13 protein-coding genes are annotated in these 16869 nt (G+C 64.1%); 4 read left to right on the forward strand and 9 right to left on the reverse strand.

Going from position 1 to position 16869, the window contains the following annotated elements; all coding sequences use genetic code 11:
• Positions 1 to 4: 4 nt before the first annotated feature.
• Positions 5 to 214: a hypothetical protein gene (locus OKC29_RS07415; RefSeq protein WP_123785012.1), complete on the reverse strand. Its 210-nt coding sequence runs from the start codon at positions 212 to 214 to the stop codon at positions 5 to 7.
• A gap of 104 nt (positions 215 to 318) precedes the next feature.
• Between OKC29_RS07415 and glpD the strand changes: the two genes are divergently transcribed.
• The 4 genes from glpD (at position 319) to tyrA (ending at position 5639) form a co-directional block, all read left to right on the forward strand.
• On the forward strand, positions 319 to 1806 hold the full coding sequence (gene glpD, locus OKC29_RS07420) for a glycerol-3-phosphate dehydrogenase (RefSeq protein ID WP_011705543.1): 1488 nt from the start codon (positions 319 to 321) through the stop codon (positions 1804 to 1806).
• A gap of 102 nt (positions 1807 to 1908) precedes the next feature.
• A complete protein-coding gene (gene glpQ / locus OKC29_RS07425) occupies positions 1909 to 2988 on the forward strand; it encodes a glycerophosphodiester phosphodiesterase (RefSeq protein ID WP_073349693.1) in 1080 nt (359 codons plus the stop codon).
• Between the two features lie 319 nt (positions 2989 to 3307).
• Entirely contained in the window at positions 3308 to 4381 is a 1074-nt protein-coding gene (locus OKC29_RS07430) for a 3-deoxy-7-phosphoheptulonate synthase (RefSeq protein WP_011705545.1), read from the forward strand.
• 118 nt (positions 4382 to 4499) lie between these two features.
• The gene (gene tyrA, locus OKC29_RS07435) at positions 4500 to 5639 is read left to right on the forward strand and encodes a bifunctional chorismate mutase/prephenate dehydrogenase (RefSeq protein ID WP_043135258.1); all 1140 of its coding nucleotides are present in this window, start codon (positions 4500 to 4502) and stop codon (positions 5637 to 5639) included.
• A 72-nt stretch (positions 5640 to 5711) separates the two neighbouring features.
• On the opposite strand, the gene hdfR is transcribed toward tyrA, so the two are convergent.
• The 8 genes from hdfR to OKC29_RS07475 form a co-directional block, all read right to left on the reverse strand.
• Positions 5712 to 6587, reverse strand: coding sequence for an HTH-type transcriptional regulator HdfR (hdfR, locus tag OKC29_RS07440; protein WP_016350308.1), 876 nt, complete (start codon positions 6585 to 6587; stop codon positions 5712 to 5714).
• The gene (gene maoP / locus OKC29_RS07445; RefSeq protein WP_016350309.1) at positions 6587 to 6949 is read right to left on the reverse strand and encodes a DUF413 domain-containing protein; all 363 of its coding nucleotides are present in this window, start codon (positions 6947 to 6949) and stop codon (positions 6587 to 6589) included. The genes hdfR and maoP overlap by 1 nt, the downstream gene beginning before the upstream one ends.
• Positions 6950 to 7251: 302 nt before the next feature.
• The gene (eco, locus tag OKC29_RS07450; protein WP_005299572.1) at positions 7252 to 7734 is read right to left on the reverse strand and encodes a serine protease inhibitor ecotin; all 483 of its coding nucleotides are present in this window, start codon (positions 7732 to 7734) and stop codon (positions 7252 to 7254) included.
• A gap of 231 nt (positions 7735 to 7965) precedes the next feature.
• Positions 7966 to 8523, reverse strand: coding sequence for an Lcl C-terminal domain-containing protein (locus tag OKC29_RS07455; protein WP_073349695.1), 558 nt, complete (start codon positions 8521 to 8523; stop codon positions 7966 to 7968).
• Positions 8520 to 9893 carry an Lcl C-terminal domain-containing protein gene (locus OKC29_RS07460; RefSeq protein WP_073349697.1) on the reverse strand — a complete coding sequence of 458 codons (1374 nt, stop codon included), beginning with the start codon at positions 9891 to 9893 and terminating at the stop codon, positions 8520 to 8522. The genes OKC29_RS07455 and OKC29_RS07460 overlap by 4 nt, the downstream gene beginning before the upstream one ends.
• A 59-nt stretch (positions 9894 to 9952) precedes the next feature.
• A complete protein-coding gene (locus OKC29_RS07465; RefSeq protein ID WP_073349699.1) occupies positions 9953 to 12367 on the reverse strand; it encodes a proprotein convertase P-domain-containing protein in 2415 nt (804 codons plus the stop codon).
• 32 nt (positions 12368 to 12399) lie between these two features.
• Complete coding sequence (locus tag OKC29_RS07470) at positions 12400 to 14478, reverse strand: prolyl oligopeptidase family serine peptidase (RefSeq protein ID WP_073349701.1); 2079 nt, start codon at positions 14476 to 14478, stop codon at positions 12400 to 12402.
• On the reverse strand, positions 14478 to 16640 hold the full coding sequence (locus tag OKC29_RS07475; RefSeq protein WP_039215771.1) for a TonB-dependent hemoglobin/transferrin/lactoferrin family receptor: 2163 nt from the start codon (positions 16638 to 16640) through the stop codon (positions 14478 to 14480). Before OKC29_RS07475 ends, OKC29_RS07470 begins: the two co-directional genes overlap by 1 nt.
• Positions 16641 to 16869: the final 229 nt, after the last annotated feature.

Below are 16869 nucleotides of genomic sequence, written 5' to 3' on the forward strand. Positions count from 1 at the left end.
GCCGTTAACCCGTTCCAGCACCAGGCCGCCATCGGGCGGCCGCTTCGTTTTCAGCCTCCCCGCACTTCTGCTCGCCCTCATTCCACCGCCAATGCCGTGCTGATGTCCCCAAAAGCGCGATCTCGCTCACAGCCTTGCCCCCGTTTTCCCCAGGCTGCGCCGCTTTATCACCGACCGGCAGCATTTTTAGCATTGCCAAAACAATCGCGATCACATTTTCTCCATAAAATGTTCGTTTATCATTTTTTCATGCTCTAATATGAGCGAAATCAAACATTGCGACGGTTTCGCAAGGTCAAAATAAGAAAGTAGGTGAACATGAGCGAACATTATGATCTGGTCGTCGTCGGCGGCGGCATCAACGGGGTAGGCATTGCGGCTGATGCAGCGGGGCGGGGTCTGAAGGTTGCCCTGTTCGAGGCGCGCGATCTCGCCTCTGCCACCTCTTCCAACTCCAGCAAGCTGATCCACGGCGGCCTGCGCTACCTCGAACACTACGAATTCCGGCTGGTGAAAGAGGCGCTGGCGGAGCGGGAGGTGCTGCTCGGCATGGCCCCCCACATCGCCCGTCCCATGCGTTTTCGGCTGCCCCATCGCCCGCACCTGCGCCCGGCCTGGATGATCCGTGCCGGCCTGTTCCTCTATGACAACCTGGCCAAGCGCGACAAGCTCAAGGGCAGCTGCGGCGTGCGCTTCCTGCCGCAGGATGGCCTCACCGCCGGCATCAGCAAGGGGTTCGAGTATTCGGACGCCTGGGTCGACGACGCCCGGCTGGTGGTGCTCAACGCCATGATGGCGCGCGACAAGGGCGCCGACGTGCAGACCCGCACCCGCTGCGTCAAGGCGGTGCGCGGCTCCAAACACTGGACCCTGACCCTGGAGCGGGAAGGGGGCGAGCAGTTCAACGTCACCTGCCGCGGCCTGGTCAATGCGGCCGGCCCCTGGGTCAAGACCTTCTATGACGAGAGCCTGCACGAGAAATCCCCACGCGGCATTCGCCTCATCAAGGGCAGTCACATGATAGTGCCGCGCATCCATGAGCGCGAAGAGGCCTACATCCTGCAAAACGAGGACAACCGCATCGTCTTCGTCATCCCTTATCAGCAGGACTACTCGCTGATCGGCACCACGGACGTGGAGCACAAGGGCAGCCCGCGCGAAGCCAAGATCAGCGACGCCGAGATCAACTACCTGTGCAAGGTGGTCAACGCCCACTTCACCCGTCAGATCGCCCCCAAAGACGTGATCTGGACCTACGCCGGGGTGCGCCCGCTGTGCGATGACGAGTCTGACTCGCCGCAGGCGGTGACCCGCGACTACACCCTCGAACTCTCCGGTGAATCCGATGGTGCGCCGCTGCTGTCAGTGTTTGGCGGCAAGCTCACCACCTATCGCAAGCTGGCCCAGGCTGCCTGCAACAAGCTCAAGCCCTGGTTCAGCCAGATGGGGGATGACTGGACCGCCAACAGCCGGCTGCCCGGTGGCGAGTTCGACTGCTCGGTGCGCGAGCTGGCGCGCGCCTTTGCGCTGGAATTTGACTGGCTCGATGATCGCAGTGCCCTGCGCATTGCCGAGGCCTATGGCGCCCATGCCCGCCTCTGGCTGCACCAAGAGCGTGGCCAGCACTTTGGTGCCGGACTGTACGAATCTGAGGTGCGTTACCTTATCGAGCGGGAGTGGGCCTGCAGCCTGGAAGACATTCTGTGGCGCCGCAGCAAGCTGGGGCTGCGTCTGTCCGAAGCCGAGCAGCAGCAACTGGCTGCCTGGCTCAGCGAACACCACCACGCCCTGCCCGAAGCTTGCTGATCACCCCTGGCGGGCGGCCCTGGCCGCCCGCCGTAAAAATGCAATAAACCTCTGTTATAACAATAACCTACATCCCATAAACAATAACAAAGAGCACCGCGCATGAAAAAACACACTCTCTCCCTGCTTGCCCTTGGTCTGGGGGCCGCCCTGGCATTGCCCGCACTGGCGGCCGATGAAGGCAAGATAGTGATCGCTCACCGGGGGGCCTCCGGCTACCTGCCCGAGCACACCCTGGAGTCCAAGGCATTGGCCTATGGCATGGGGGCCGACTATCTGGAGCAGGATCTGGTGATGACCAAGGATGACCAGCTGGTGGTGATGCACGATCACTTCCTCGATGGTATCACTGATGTGGCCGAACGCTTCCCCGGCCGGGCCCGCCCGGATGGTCGCTACTATGTGGTGGATTTCACCCTCGCCGAGGTGCGCTCTCTGCGCATGACCGAGCCGTTCCAGCTGGTGGACGGCAAGCAGGTGCCGGTCTACCCGGCCCGCTTCCCGCTGTGGAAGTCGAGCTTCAAGATCCATACCTTCCAGGAAGAGATCGAGATGATCCAGGGGCTCAACAAGAGCACCGGCAAGAACATCGGTATCTACCCGGAGATAAAAGCCCCCTGGCTGTTCCGCCACGAGGGCAAGGACATCTCCAAGGCGGTACTCAAGGTACTGAAGGAGTACGGCTACACCAGCAAGAACGACAAGGTCTATCTGCAGTGTTTCGATACCAACGAGCTCAAGCGTATCAACAGCGAACTGATGCCCGCCATGGGGATGGACTTGAAACTGGTGCAACTGATGGCCGAGACCGACTGGAACGAGACCATGGTCTATGACGCCAAGGGCAAGGCGACCCCCTACAGCTATGACTGGATGTTCAAGCCGGGCGCCATGAAGGAGATTGCCGGCTATGCCGAGGGGATCGGCCCCTGGAAGCCGATGATAGTGCCGGAGCCGGGTACCCTGGGCAAACCGACCTTCACCGGCATGGTGAAAGAGGCCCACGCGGCTGGACTCAAAGTGCATCCTTATACCTTCCGTCAGGATGAGGGCCAGATCCCGGCCTATGCGAAAGACTTCACCGATCTGCTCAACATCTTCCTCTATCAGGCCGATGTGGACGGGGTATTCAGCGACTTCCCCGACAAGGCGGTCGAGGTGATCAAGGCTCACGGCAAATAATAAAAGAAGAGCAACACGGGAATGCAAGCGGGGCCAGGTGCCCCGCTTTTTTATGCTTGTTGGCAAGAGAAAATAGAATGAGTGTAATTTTATGTTTACGATTTTGGTGTGTGGAGCATGCGCGGATCGCTACTTTCAGGCCTAAAGGCTCTCTTTTGTGGTCGTTTATCCATCTATCAGCGAATAAATCCACTGGTTTCACTTGATTGTTTGTTTTTAATTGGTAAGGTGAGGGCGGTTGCGTAACAAAGTGCTGACTTGTGTAAATAAAAATGAACAGTTGGTGCGGTTGGCTTGAAACAGTAGAGAGAATGAGAACATGCAAAGAGATCCCCTGAACAACATCCATATCCAGTCCGAACAAGTGATGATCACGCCTGCCCAGCTCAAGGAGAAACTGCCCATCTCCGATCGCGCGCTGGCATTCGTGCAAGGGGCCCGCAATACCATCGCTGACATCATCCACCGTCGCGATCACCGCTTGCTGGTGATCTGTGGTCCCTGCTCGATCCACGACATGGACGCCGCCAAAGAGTACGCAACCAGACTCAAAGCGCTGCATGACGCCTATCAGGATTCTCTCTACATTGTCATGCGGGTCTACTTTGAGAAGCCACGCACCACGGTCGGCTGGAAGGGCTTTATCAACGATCCGAATCTGGATGGCACCTTCGACGTGGAGCTGGGGCTGCACCGCGCCCGCGAGCTGCTCTGCTGGCTGGCCGAGCTGGAGTTGCCGCTGGCGACCGAGGCGCTCGACCCCATCAGCCCGCAGTACCTGGCGGAGCTCTTCTCCTGGTCGGCCATCGGTGCCCGCACCACCGAATCCCAGACCCACAGGGAGATGGCCTCCGGCCTCTCCATGCCGGTCGGCTTCAAGAACGGCACCGACGGCAACCTGGGCACCGCAATCAATGCGCTGCAGGCCGCCTCCAGCCCCCACGCCTTCATGGGGATCAACCAGCAGGGTCAGGTCGCGCTGCTGCAGACCCAGGGCAACCCGGATGGTCATGTGATCCTGCGCGGCGGCAAGCACCCGAACTACGACTCGGTCAATGTGTCGCTGGCGGAAGAGGCGTTGGAGAAGGCGGGCCTGCTGCCCGGCCTGGTGGTGGATTGCAGCCACGGCAACTCCAGCAAGGATCACCGGCTGCAGCCCAAGGTGGCGGACAACGTGATCCACCAGATCCAGGAGGGCAACCGCTCCATCATCGGGGTGATGCTCGAATCCAACCTGTTCGAAGGCAATCAGTCGAGCGAGCAGCCCAAGTGCGAGATGCGCTACGGCGTCTCCATCACCGATGCCTGCATCGACTGGGAGACCACGGACGCGCTGCTGGCCCGCTGCCACAGCCAGCTGGCGGCACCACTTTTGGCCAGAACCAAGGCATAAGCCGTGGTATCTTGTCAGCACTGATTGAACAATCGAGGTGTCACCGGCCGAGGCGGTGGCACCTCGTTTCCTCTTGAATCACAGGGCGTCGCTGCGGGCGGCGCCGCAGGGACCGGATATGGCTGAAGAGTTGAATGCTCTCAGGGACAAAATCGATGCGGTGGACAAGCAGCTGATTGATCTGCTGGCTGCCCGTCTCGCCCTGGTGGGGGAAGTGGGGGAAGTGAAGAGCCGGCACGGCCTGCCCATCTATGCACCGGATCGGGAGGCGAGCATGCTGGCCCGCCGCCGCGCCGAGGCCGAGGCACTGGGAGTGCCGGGGGACCTTATCGAGGATGTGCTGCGTCGGGTGATGCGCGAATCCTATATTCTGGAGTCCGCCAGCGACAAGGAGCACCACTTCAAGTGCATGAAGCCTGAGCTCGGCAAGGTGGTGATCATCGGTGGCGAGGGGCAGCTTGGCCGCCTGTTCGGCAACCTGTTCAGCCTCTCGGGCTACCGGGTCGAGACCCTGGGTCAGGCCGACTGGCCGCGCGCCGACGAGATCCTGCACGGGGCCGGGTTGGTGATGGTGGCGGTGCCCATCGATGTTACCTGCGAGGTGATCGATCGGCTCGGCAACCTGCCTGAGAACTGCCTGCTGGTGGACGTGACCAGCGTCAAGAGTGAACCGCTTGCCCATATGTTGGCGGTACACCAGGGGCCGGTGCTGGGGCTGCACCCCATGTTCGGGCCGGATGTGGCGAGCCTCGCCAAGCAGGTGATTGTCTGCTGTCAGGGGCGCGAGCCCGCCGCCAGCCAGTGGCTGCTGGAGCAGATGACCATCTGGGGTGCGCGTTTGCAGCAGGTGGAGGCCAAGGCCCACGACGAGGCGATGACCTTTATCCAGGCGCTGCGCCACTTTGCCACCTTTGCCTACGGCTGGCACCTCTCTCGCGAGCAGGCCAACATCGATCGCCTGCTGGCGTTGAGCTCCCCCATCTACCGGCTGGAGCTGGCCATGGTGGGACGGCTGTTCGCCCAGGATCCCCACCTCTACGCCGACATCATACTGTCGTCGCCGCAGAATCTGGCGATGATCCGCCGCTACTACCAGAACTTCGGCGAGGCGCTAGGCCTGCTGGAGCGGGGGGACCGGGAGGGCTTCATCGAGGCCTTCAGCCAGGTCTCCGGCTTCTTCGGCGAGCGGGCGGACGAGTTCCTGCGCGAAAGCCGCACCCTGCTGGCCCAGGCCAACGATCGTCGCCATCACGGCTGACGATGACTAAATGCAAAAGGGGCCTGTCGGCCCCTTTTGCATTTGCACTCCCGCTTGCGCGCTGCAGTGCTTTTATTCTGGCTGCGGCAAGCGCAGATCGGCGCCATCCCAGCCCAGCGGCAGGGTCAGCAACTGATCGATCAGCTCCCGCCGATCGGATTTTTCCAGATAGGCGAGGTAGAGCGGACGGCTCAAGGCTTGGGCACCTTCCACCAGGTGCAGGCGCCCCTGCTCGAGGAAGGGGCTCACCATGCGCCTTGGCAGATAGGCGGCGCCACCGTTGGCCAGCACGAACTGCAGCGCCATGTTGGCGGAGCTCGAGTGCAGCACCGGGGTCTTTTGCAGGCTCTGCAGCCGGCTGGGTTGTGGCTCAAAGCTGGTGCCCCAATCCAGATGAATGTGTGGCATCTGCATCAGGCTGTCGGCGTTGGCGGCGGCATCCCGGCTCACCAGCTCGAACACCAGCTCGCCGATGGGGTGCAGGGCAATCTCGTCGATCTTGGTCGGCTCTGAGAGCAGGGCGAGATCGAGGGAGCGCTCCAGCAACTGGCGGCACAGGTGCTCGCGGGAGGCGGTTTCGAGCCGCACCGCGAGGCCGGGGGCCAGGGCATAGACATGGTTGAGCCAGTCGTTGAAGTCGAGCTCCCAGAATACCGCGGGGGCGCCGATGGCGAGCTGCTGGCTGAAACCGGGGGAGAGGGCCACATCCTGCTTGGCGCGGCCCAGGGTATGCAAGATGGCGTCTGCGTAGGGCAGCAGACGCTCACCGGAGGCGGTCAGGCGGATGTTGTTGCGATGGCGGGCAAACAGACTGACCCCGAGTTGCTGTTCGAGCTGGCGGATCCGAAAGCTCACCGCCGACTGGGTCAGGTAGAGATTTTCAGCTGCCCGGCCGAAGTGCCGGGTCTTGCTGACCTCGATAAACGTCCGAAGCAGTTCGGTATCCATTAATCGATGGACTCGTCGCTGCCACCACCGCTGCCACCTTCAAAGCCGCCACCGCCGGTCTCCTCGTTGGCACCGCCGGCGACGGTGCACAGCCGGTGCACGCGCTTGGGACCGATCACCTTCAGATACTTGAACCACACCTTGGCGTGGGGGTTGCTGCCGGCGGCGCCGGATTTGACCTGTTCGATAAAGGCGCTTTCTACGTCATCGCGCGGGGCCAGGTTGCCCTGATAGAGCGCGAGCATGGCGGTGCCGTATTTTTCCAGACTGTCCGCTTCGGCCACAGTGAATTCGCCACTGCGACGCAGGCCACGGGGAAAATGTTTGAAGTCGTTGAAACGCTTGTCTGATTCGAAGCTCATAGTGCTCTTTTTCTGGTTAGTTTGACCTTTGCGGGCAAGTATCATCAGGCCGTCGCAGAGTGCAAAATCAATTTTTTCACTATATGGATAAATATCTTTAATCGAAAGCGGTTTAGCCATGATCCAGTGGGTCTGAGCCGGGGGGAAGGGCAAAAAAGTGAGAAAAAAAGCGGAGTTATGTCAGGTTCTGTAAAGGTTGGAGGCTCTGGTCAGACGACATTTGGCTAAAAATAAAGCGCCATTCGGCGCTCTATTTTGTTGTGTTCATGAACCAAAGCGGGAGGTTTGGTCTCGATGGAGACTCACTCTATCATGGCTGGCTGAGCCAGGGTGTCGGCACGCCACAGACGGTAGCGCACTTCATACTCCTGCGGTACGTAGAGCACGAACGGCAGCTTGGAGTTGTAGTTCACGAAGAAGCCCTGACCGTAGATCTGGACGAAGGTCTCTTTCTTCTGGCCATCCGGGCAGGCCATCAGGGTGCTGATGGGATCGGACACCTTGCCGAGCATCAGGTAGTTGTAGCCCCAGCCTTTGACGCTGTGCTGTTCCAGGTTGCCGGCAAAGCGCGGCACATTGCAATCGACCATCATTTTCTTGCCGACCTGCAGCTCGACCATCATGTCGGCTTCGTTCTCGACTTCCGGCAGGCGGATCACCACACGTTCCTGGTTCACTTCGGCGGCCGGGAACATGCTGATATCAAATTTTTTCGGTTCGGCGGCGAAGGCATGGCCGCCCAGCAACAAGGCGCCCAGCAGGCTAAAACGCAATACGGTTTTCATCTGTACCTCATGGGGTTGGTTCAACGCCGCTAGACTAACCGCTCTGCCCGTTTCATGCCAGCGATCTGCTACGTAAAAACTGCGTAAAATGACGCAGATCCGGCACACAATGACGTGTTCTGGCTATTTTCTGACAGGACGGAAGTTCGGCTGAACAACAGGCCGGGTGCCAAATGCGGGTGGCCAGTCGGGATCCTGTGTTCATCGGGATCCCCTGGCCACCCGGCTTCATCAGCGCACCAGCAACACCTGCTTGGCCCAGGCGCCGGGCGCCCGCATGCCGACGGCGCCGCTGGTGATATCCAGATAGGCAACCCCCTTGCTGGCCGGTACGGGGGTCGAGGACCAGAGATAGACGTAGCCGTCGGTCACCTCTTTTCCTTCACCGGCCATGGCACGGGGGAAGATGGTTTCGTTGAGCGCCGGCTTGTAGCAGGCGGACTCAAGCACGCTGGCCAGCTCCTTGATGGTGGGCAGCCGCCAGCCACCGTGGCCGCCGAAGTGGTAGAGGGCATGGCTCGGCTCGGTGCGGATCCGCTCGGCAGTCAGCAGGGCCTGCTGCCAGTAAAGCCGGGTCGGTTCGCCTTGACAGCTCTGGTTGCGCCAGGTCTGGCCGAGCTGGCAGCGCATCCAGGTCAGGCCGGTGGAGCGATCCGTGACGGTGCCGTTGCCGTGGTCGATGAAGCGGGCGGTGGGGCTGGTTCTGGGCATGCTGTCATCACAGATGGCGGTGGCCAGGGCGAGGGGGCTGCCAAGGGTCAGCAGCAGGGTCAACATCAAGCGGTTCATCGGGTTACCTCCGCCACCAGTCGCAGTTGCAGACCGTTGGCATCATCGCTGTTTTGAACTGTGGTGGCGTAGTCGGTGCCGGCGTCATCGCCAAGGAAGATGTGGGCAATGGCGCTGATGGGGGCGCTCTCCAGCCGGCGCGAGGGGGTCAGGGTCTGGCTCCAGTAGTAGCCGCTGAAATCCTTGCTGGTGGTGCCGACATCGGGGAAGTAGCGCACGTCCATGCTCACCGGCTGGTCGTCCTGGCGGGCGAGGGAGCCGTAGTGCTGCAGGCTCATCAGCTCGCGCGAGTGGGGCATGCGCCAGCTGGTGATGCCGCACAGCTGTTGGGCGTTGAGCCACTGGCGGTACTGCTCCGTGGTGCAGATGGCCTCGCCCTCGGGGCAGGCGTAGTCACGTTCCTCCTGGGTGGGGTGATAGTCGCCAAGCTCCCAGGCGAAGGTGCGGTGCAGATCGCGTGGGCTGGCGGGATCATCGAGCTTCTTCTCCCAGACCAGGCCGGTATTGAGATCCTCCACGCACTCCCAGGCGGGGGCGTCATCGGCCAGCGGCTGCCCCTGGCCGTCGAGCTTGCGATAGCGCAGCGGCGCCTTGTTGAGGCTGGCCTCCTGCCCCGGGTGATCGGCGGGCTCCTGGGTGAGCAGGTAGTCAACCCCGTCCGTGTAGGTGGTGACGCCACTGCCGGTGATCAGCGGATGGGAGTGCTGTTGCAGCAGCCGGGCGCGGACGTCTGCTTGCTGGCTGGCCAGCTCGCCGTGCAGGGCAAAGTGGCTGGTCAGCTCGGGCAGCAGGCTGCCGATGGCAGGCCACACCAGCATATGCAGGGTGGCGGTCGAGAAGCCCTCCTGCGCCTTCAGCTCGGTCTCGACGACCGCCTGCAGCAACTGACCCAGCGCCAGGTTGAAGTCGCTCAGCCGGGAGAGGGCGGCCAGCTCCTGGCCCGGTTGCAGCGGCGCCAGCGCACTCAGCAGCTGGTCGAGGGCTTGCCTCGGGGGCTGCCCCTCGGCGATGCGGTATTGCAGCAGGGTGCTGAGCGGGCTGGGGGTGAGGTGCTGGCCATCGAGTCGGGCGGCGGGGTGCAGCAGCACGGGGGCGGCCAGGTTGCTTGGCAAGAACAGCAAGGTACTGGTCAACAGCGCCGGGGCGCTGCCGCTCAACCGGTGAGTACCGGCCGCGCCGCTGACACTGGGCTCCCCCGCATCACAAGATGCATTCTGGTTGAGGTTGACGCACAGGGTGCCGGCTTCGGGCAGGGTCACGGTCAGGCTGTAGTCGGGGACCGCCAGCGGCGCCTCGTCCGAGCCGCCACCGCCACAGGCGGTGAGCAGGGGGGCCAGCAGGCAGGCCAGGCGGGAGTAATGTGGTGTCATCTTTTGTCCTTGGGCAAGGGGGCCTTGGCCCCCTCTTCTTATATATGGATGGGGTGGATTCAGGTGCGCTGGCGCAGGCGGCGCCAGAGCGTCAGCGGCAGCAACCAGAGCAGGTTGGCTGCCCCGCCGCCGCTGCCGTCGTCCACCTGGAAGTGGATGATGCCGTCATCGGGGGGAGTGACCGGCTTGCTGCACTGGGCGCCGGTGCGCTGGCTGATGCTCCAGCCGTTGATGCGGCCCCGATTGCCGGGCTTGCTGTCCACTATCTCCAGGGTCCAGCGGCCGGCCAGCGGCTCCCCTTCCAGCGCGCTGAAGGGCTGCAGGGGCAGCAGCTCGGTGGGGAACACCCCCTTGAGGCGCGGCAATGGGCTGTAGCCCTTGTTCCAGATCTGGATGCGGGTGCCGGAGGGGGAGTTGAGCCAGATCTCCAGCTCATCGAGCGCCGGGTGTTGCAGATCCAGGTTCAGCTGCAGCCGGTCGCTCACCCCGGCCTCGCTGCTCTCTATCAGCAGGCTGGTTTCACTGAGGCCACGCACCTCGTCGCTCACGGCATCGCTCAAGGTCAGCGGCTGGCCGCTGGCACGGCTCACGATGGGGGCGCCGATGGGCAGGGTCAGCGACTGCTGCCACTGGCGCTCGGTCGGGCTGGTGCCGCTCATGGAGAGGCTCACCGGCAGCACCACCTCGTCGCCACAGGCGAGCGGGCTCTGGGCCAGCAGGCGCAGGGTGGTGGTCATGCTGGCACCCGCCGCGAGGGTCGCCGGTTGCCAGCTGTAAGGATCGGCCTGCAACCCGGTTGGCAGGGTGAGGGCCAGCGCATTGAGGGTGACCGGCGCCTTGCCCTGGTTGGTGAGGGTCAGCTGCACCGACTGGCGCTGCCCCAGCTCGATGACGCTGCCATCACTCAGGCCCACATTGACCGGTGCCTGCAACAGGCCGTGCTGGCGAAACGCCTGTTCCAGCAGCCTGGCATAGGGGCGCGCCGGGTAGAGCCGGGCGGCGGTATCCACCGTGATGCGGGCCAGCTGTGGCATGCGGATGGCCGGGCCGAGACCGAAGTGGGACTCGATGATCAGGCGATCAAACTCGTCCCGCGCCCCTTCGCCCTGCTCGGCGACCGCGGCCAGCAGCGCCTGGAACAGCGGGGTGCCCCACAGCTGGTCGCCATTGCTGCCGTTGATGGTGCGGTGGGCCGGGTAGTTGTAATCCGGGTGGTAGCGGGCGCGCAGATCGTCCAGCTGACGCGGGGTGCGGTCGGTGAAGCGGGCATCCCAGTTGAACACCATGGCGGGCTCGAACTGGCGGCCGGCTTCGCTGCGCTGGCGGTGGCTGGCGGCCAGGTAATCGCTGAAGCCTTCGCCGATGGCGCCCCAGTCCGCCTCGTCCCCCAGATCCGGCACTATATGGTGCTGCACCGCGTGGCCGAACTCGTGCCAGATGACCATGGGATCCTCGGCATCGGGCACGCCACGGCGACCCAGCTCCAGCCGGCGCTCGAACGGATCGTAGAGGGAGTTGTCCTGATAGCCGGCCTCGGTGTCGATGTCGAGCGCCCCCGGAATAAGAGCGGTAAAGCCGAGGTGCTTGAGGTGGCGCTGGGCCAGATCCAGGTGGTAGTAGGCGTTGATGTCGGCAAAGCCACGATCATCGCGGGTGAGGCGAAACGCCTGCGGGCTGTCGGCGCTGAAGGGAGCTGTGTTCGGCTCCATGGCATCCACCACCCGGGCGTGGGGGCCGCTCAGCAGATAGCGTCCACCCGCGAGGGTGACCGGCAACGGCACCTTGTCCTGATAGGCGGCGTCCGCCAGTTGCAGGGCTTCGTGCCAGACCAGGCTGGCGTCGCGCAGCTGGGTACGGGGATCCGGATCGAATACCCGAGTCTCCAGCTGGGTGTCGCCGGCGTCGGGGATGCGGCTGGCCTGGGTGGTGGCCGCATCCATCCAGCGACCGAGCTCGCGGCTGCCGTCACAGCTGGCGAAGAGCTGCACATAGCTGGCCTTGGCGTTGCCCGCCTGATGCTCGCGTACCCGTTGGCGCAGGGTCGGCACCAGGGTGTCACCGTCGCGCCAGTACCAGGCTTCAACCGGACCAAGGGTGTCGATGTCGCTGCCGCCATCGCGCAGCTGATCCAGCAGGGGATCCAGATTGCCGGCAGCGTCGCAGCCGGGTTCGCTGCTCTGCAGCGGTCGGCTGTTGTGATAGATGCGCCAGGGCTTGCCTGTTTGAGCGATGCTGACAGCGGCCTGGATGGTGGCCACCGGCAGGCCGTTGACCAGCTGACGGAAGCTGTAGTGATGGCCGAGCAGACTGGCCCTGTCGTAGTCGGGGGCGAGCGTCACGCCAAGGCGCTGTTCGAGCCACTGCTTGGGTGTGGTGGTCAGCGGTTGTTCATCGACAAACTGCAACTCGGCCGCCAGCAGCGGCTGGGAGAGCAGGGTTGCCGCCAGCCAGAGGGCCAGGGAAGAGGGTTTCATGGTTTACTCCAACACAAAAATGAGAAAAGGGATCACCGGCGGGCGCCCGCCAGGGTGAGCAGGAAGGCGTATTCGCGAGCCGCCTGCTGGCGCGCGTTGCCCGGGCTGGTGCGGTGGCCACCGTCGAGGGCTGTGCTCAGCAGATAGGGGCCCGCTCCCGTGCTGTGTTCCCGCAGGCGGGCCACCCACTTGAGCGGCTCCCAGTAGGGCACCTGACTGTCGTGCAGCCCGGCCGTCACATAGACGGGGGGATAGGGGGCCGCATGCAGGTTGTCGTAAGGGCTCAGGCGGCGCATGGCGGCGTAATCGGCGGCAATGGCCGGGTTGCCCCATTCGGCGTACTCCTGACGGGTGAGCGGCAGCTCGGGATCACTCATGGTGCCGATGAGATCGACGAAGGGGACCTGCAGCACGGCCCCGGCGAAGCGGGTCGGCGCCTGGTTGAGGGCCGCCGCCACCAGCAGGCCGCCGGCGCTGCCGCCCATGGCGAACAGCCGGGCGGGGTTGATGGCGGGATCCCGGGCCAGCGCAGCGGCCACGGTCAGGAAGTCGTCCACGCTGTGCTGTTTGTGGCGACCGCGCCCCGCCAGATACCACGCATCCCCCAGCATGCCGCCGCCGCGCACGTGGGCGATGGCGTAGACGAAGCCGCGATCCAGCAGGCTCAGCACCTGCGGCTGGTAGTAGGGGCGCATGGGGGTACCGTAGGCGCCGTAGCCGTAGAGCAGCAGCGCCTTGGGGGTGTGGATGTCCTTGCGCCACACCAGGGAGACCGGCACCTTGACGCCATCCTTGCCCACCACCCAGCGGCGCTCGCTCTGGTAGGGGGAGGGGAGGGCGGCCCGGGTGTCCGGCAGCCAGCGGCCGCTGGCGAGATCGAGCAGGCGCTGGTGCGGCGGCTCGGCCATGCCCTGGCGGCGGATCAGGATCTGCCCGCTGGCGGGGTCGTGGGCGCCCTGGATCCAGGCCGTGCCGGCCCCCTCGGTCAGCAGCAGGCGATGGCTGAGCCGGCCGCGGCCATCCAGCACGTCGAGCCAGTCATCTCCGTGATGGCGATATTGCAGCACCGTGTAGTCGGCAAACAGGCGCCACTTCTCGAGACTCCTCTCTTCGCCAGACCAGAGCAGTTGCCACTCTCCCTTGGCCACCTGGCTCAGGTTGGCCACCTGATAGAGGCCGAGGGCACCGTCCCGGTTGCTCTTGAGCAGCACCCGCTCCCCCTGGGTATCCAGGTAGTACTCAAGGCCAGCCTGACGGGCCTTGAGCAGAGCCGGTGTGCCCGCGTCCAGCAGGTACTGCTCGGTGCTGTCGTGGTTGTTGCTCTGCAGCAGCAGGTGGCGCCGATCCGTGGTGCGATAGAGGCTGAGCAGCCAGGCAGGGTCCGCCTCCTGGTGGATCTGCTGCTCCTTGCCATCGCGCCAGGCCCACAGCTGCCAGGGGCGCAGGGTGTGGGGTTCGTTGGCGATGGTGTAGAGGGTCTTGCCATCCAGGCTCCAGAGCAGATCGCTGGCCCTGTGGGTCAGGGTGGCCAGGGGCTTGCCGTCGACCAGGTCGAGCAGGGTGATGCGGTAATCCCGATCGCCCTGCAGATCTTCGGCCAGGGCCAGCCAGCGCCCATTCGGGTGCAGGGCCCAGCTGGCGAGCTCGTAGTAGCCGCTGGTCGGCTGGCGGGCCGCCAGCCGTTGACGGGGCTCAGCCTGTTCGCCGTCTCGCTGCCACAGGCGGCCGTCGGCTTCCATCCGCCACTGGCTGCCCGCCTCGCTCAGCCACTCTTGCGGCATGGGCTCGCCGCGCGCTTGTGCCTGCCACTCGGCCTGCAGCGTCTGCTCCAGCGGCTGCTGGCCGGCGAGCTGCTGCTCGGTCCAGCGGTTCTGCTCGCCCAGCAGGGCCAGCAGGGCGGGATCCTGACGGTTGTCGTCGCGCCAGCCGCCATAGGGATCGAGCCGGGCCCGCTTCCCCGGCATCGGCAGCGGGCGGTGAGGGATAAGCGGGGCCACGATCGGCGCCGAGGTGGCGATGGCCTGGCTCTGGGTGTCGGCAGGTGCAAGGGCGACAGGCTGGGCCGGCGCCGGATTGGCCAGCAGGCTGGCCAGCATCAGGAGTGCGTGCATCAGAGCCCCACGAAGGTGTAGCGCAGGCTGGCGCTCAGGGAGCGGCCCGTCTGGGTGTAGAGGCCCGCATCCGTGCCCGCTTCCAGCCCGGCGACGTCCTGATAGCGGGTGTAGCGGGTGTCGAGCAGGTTGTCGAGCTTGAGGTTGGCCTTGAGGGCGTCGGTGATCTGCCAGTCGGCGGTCAGGGCGAAGCTGAGCCAGCCGGCGGTTTTCAGGCACTCGCCCTGCTGCTGGGTCAGGCTGTTGCCACAGCTGGGCACCCGGCTCATGGCGGCGGCGTAGTCGGCCTGCAGCCCCAGGCTCCAGTCGTTGGCCTGATAGCTGAGGCGGGTGTTGCCCTCGAGCGGCGTGAGGTTGCGCGGCGATTCGCCCTGGCTGGTCTTGCCGTCGACCCAGCCCAGCTTGGTGGCCAGTTCCCACTGCTGGGTCAGCCAGTAGCTGGCAGCGATCTCGGCGCCCCAGGTTTCGGACTTGGCGACGTTGCGGTATTGACGGAGCATGACCCCGTCGCTCAGGCGAAAGCCCACCTGACGCCAGTCGACGAAGTTGTAGTAGCGGTTGTAAAAGAGGGCCGGCTTGATGCTCCACTCATCCCCTTCGCCGCTCACCCCCCACTCGAAGCTGTGGCTGGTCTCCTCCTTGAGGTTAGGGTTGGCGATGATCTCGAACGGCGGCAGGGCAAAGTAGTGGGGGATGTTGCCGTACACCTTGTCGTAGGAAGGGGCGCTGAAACCGTTGGCGTAGCTGAGCCAGCTGCGCCACTGCTCGTTGAAGCGGTAGCTGGTGGCCAGGCTCGGCGAGATATGCCAGCTGTGGTTGCTCTCGCCCCGGCCATCCTGCGGGCTCAGCCACTGCTGATCCATGCGCAGGGTCGGGGTGAACTGCCACTGGCCCAGGGTCGCCACGTCACCCAGCCAGATGCCGGCCCGATCGGTGCGGGCGCTGCTGAAGGGGGCGGACTGGGTGGGCTGGGGAATGCCGGCTTCCAGCATCAGCTTCTCCACCGGTCGCTCATGCCGGGTGCGCGCCAGCTCGATGCCGTAGCTCAGCTTGTGCTCGATGGCGCCGGTGACCAGATCGCGGCGGATATCCAGCTCGCTGCCGATCAGCTGTTCGGTGAAGGTGGCCAGCTCCCGCTCGCTGCGATAGCGGGGGTAGCCGCTCAGCTCGTCATTTTGCAGCAGGCTGCGCTTGTTGGCGGTGTTCTTGGCGTAGTTGCCGTGCAGGTTCCAGGTAAAGCGGTCGGCCAGCGGGTGGCCGAGATCCTGCGCCTCCCAGCTCAGCTTGCCGCCCTGGGAGCGCTGGGTGCCGTTCTCGCGATACTGGCGCACCTGCCACTTGCCGTCGGGCTGGGGAATTTCGCGCGGCCCCTGATCCCGCTTGGCGTTGTCTTCGAAGTAATCGAGCTCGAGGCGCAGCAGATGCTGTTCATTGAGGGTCAGGCTGGAGCTGGTGGAAGCGCTCAGACCATCGAGATCCGCCGGGATGCGGCTCTGGTCGTAGTTGGCGGTCTCGTGCCCCTGCCAGCCGGAGAGGCGCAGCAGGTGGGCGCTCTCGCCCCAGCGGGCGGCGCCGGTGGCGCTCAGTTTCTGCTTGTCGCTGCTGCCGTCGTGCAGCACCTTGCTGCTGAGGTAGGCATCCTGCCCCTGCAGGTAATCTTCCGGTTGCTTGGTGGTGATGACCACGGTGCCGCCGATGGCGTCCGAGCCGTGCAGGGCGGAGCCGGCCCCCTTGGCCACCTCGATCTGCTTGACGTCATCGAGATCGAAGCTGAAACGGCCCACCTTGTCGTTGAGATCGTCGGCGCCGAAGCCATCGCTGACCCGGACCCCGTCCTTGATGATCAACACCCGGTTGCCGCCGATGCCGCGGATGCTGATGTTTTGCGGCCGGCCCGCCGAGCCGGTCACCGAGACGCCGGGTTCGTTCTTGAACACGTCGGTGAGCTCGGTGGCTATCTGGCGCTCCAGATCCTCTTCGGTGATGACGGTGATGGAGCCCGAGATGTCGGACAGTTTCTGTTCGACCCGCTGACCCTTGACGACTATGGTCTCGCGCGCCTTGGGCGGGGTGGTGCCGGAGGTGTCTATGCCGGCGGGATCGCCGGCGGCCAGCGCTGTACCGGACAGCAGCATGGGCCAGTAGTGAAGCAGTGTTTTCATGTTGAGAATAATTATTATTTGAGCCTGAAGGCCGCGGATTATTGCAGAGAGGTCCAGTCAGATCAACGATTGATAATCATTATCATTTTGTTTTTATGATCCTGATCAGACTGCATTTTTTGATTGATGCATCAGTAGCAATGCGGGCCAACGTTTGCGCCTGCAGGGCGCTGGGCGGGCGGACAGGGGATGAAACGGGGGGGGGCAAGGGGTTGGCCGAAGGCTTGGC

The organism is Aeromonas sp. QDB34 (assembly GCF_027705405.1).
GTDB lineage: Bacteria > Pseudomonadota > Gammaproteobacteria > Enterobacterales > Aeromonadaceae > Aeromonas > Aeromonas hydrophila.

Bases quoted from the DNA above. Each gene is read 5' to 3' on its own strand.
- hdfR (WP_016350308.1), bottom strand. From the start codon at position 6,587: ATGGATACCGAACTGCTTCGGACGTTTATCGAGGTCAGCAAGACCCGG.
- OKC29_RS07475 (WP_039215771.1), bottom strand. From the start codon at position 16,640: ATGAAAACACTGCTTCACTACTGGCCCATGCTGCTGTCCGGTACAGCG.
- OKC29_RS07430 (WP_011705545.1), top strand. From the start codon at position 3,308: ATGCAAAGAGATCCCCTGAACAACATCCATATCCAGTCCGAACAAGTG.
- tyrA (WP_043135258.1), top strand. From the start codon at position 4,500: ATGGCTGAAGAGTTGAATGCTCTCAGGGACAAAATCGATGCGGTGGAC.
- OKC29_RS07460 (WP_073349697.1), bottom strand. From the start codon at position 9,893: ATGACACCACATTACTCCCGCCTGGCCTGCCTGCTGGCCCCCCTGCTC.
- OKC29_RS07465 (WP_073349699.1), bottom strand. From the start codon at position 12,367: ATGAAACCCTCTTCCCTGGCCCTCTGGCTGGCGGCAACCCTGCTCTCC.
- OKC29_RS07470 (WP_073349701.1), bottom strand. From the start codon at position 14,478: ATGCACGCACTCCTGATGCTGGCCAGCCTGCTGGCCAATCCGGCGCCG.
- OKC29_RS07455 (WP_073349695.1), bottom strand. From the start codon at position 8,523: ATGAACCGCTTGATGTTGACCCTGCTGCTGACCCTTGGCAGCCCCCTC.
- glpQ (WP_073349693.1), top strand. From the start codon at position 1,909: ATGAAAAAACACACTCTCTCCCTGCTTGCCCTTGGTCTGGGGGCCGCC.
- eco (WP_005299572.1), bottom strand. From the start codon at position 7,734: ATGAAAACCGTATTGCGTTTTAGCCTGCTGGGCGCCTTGTTGCTGGGC.
- glpD (WP_011705543.1), top strand. From the start codon at position 319: ATGAGCGAACATTATGATCTGGTCGTCGTCGGCGGCGGCATCAACGGG.
- maoP (WP_016350309.1), bottom strand. From the start codon at position 6,949: ATGAGCTTCGAATCAGACAAGCGTTTCAACGACTTCAAACATTTTCCC.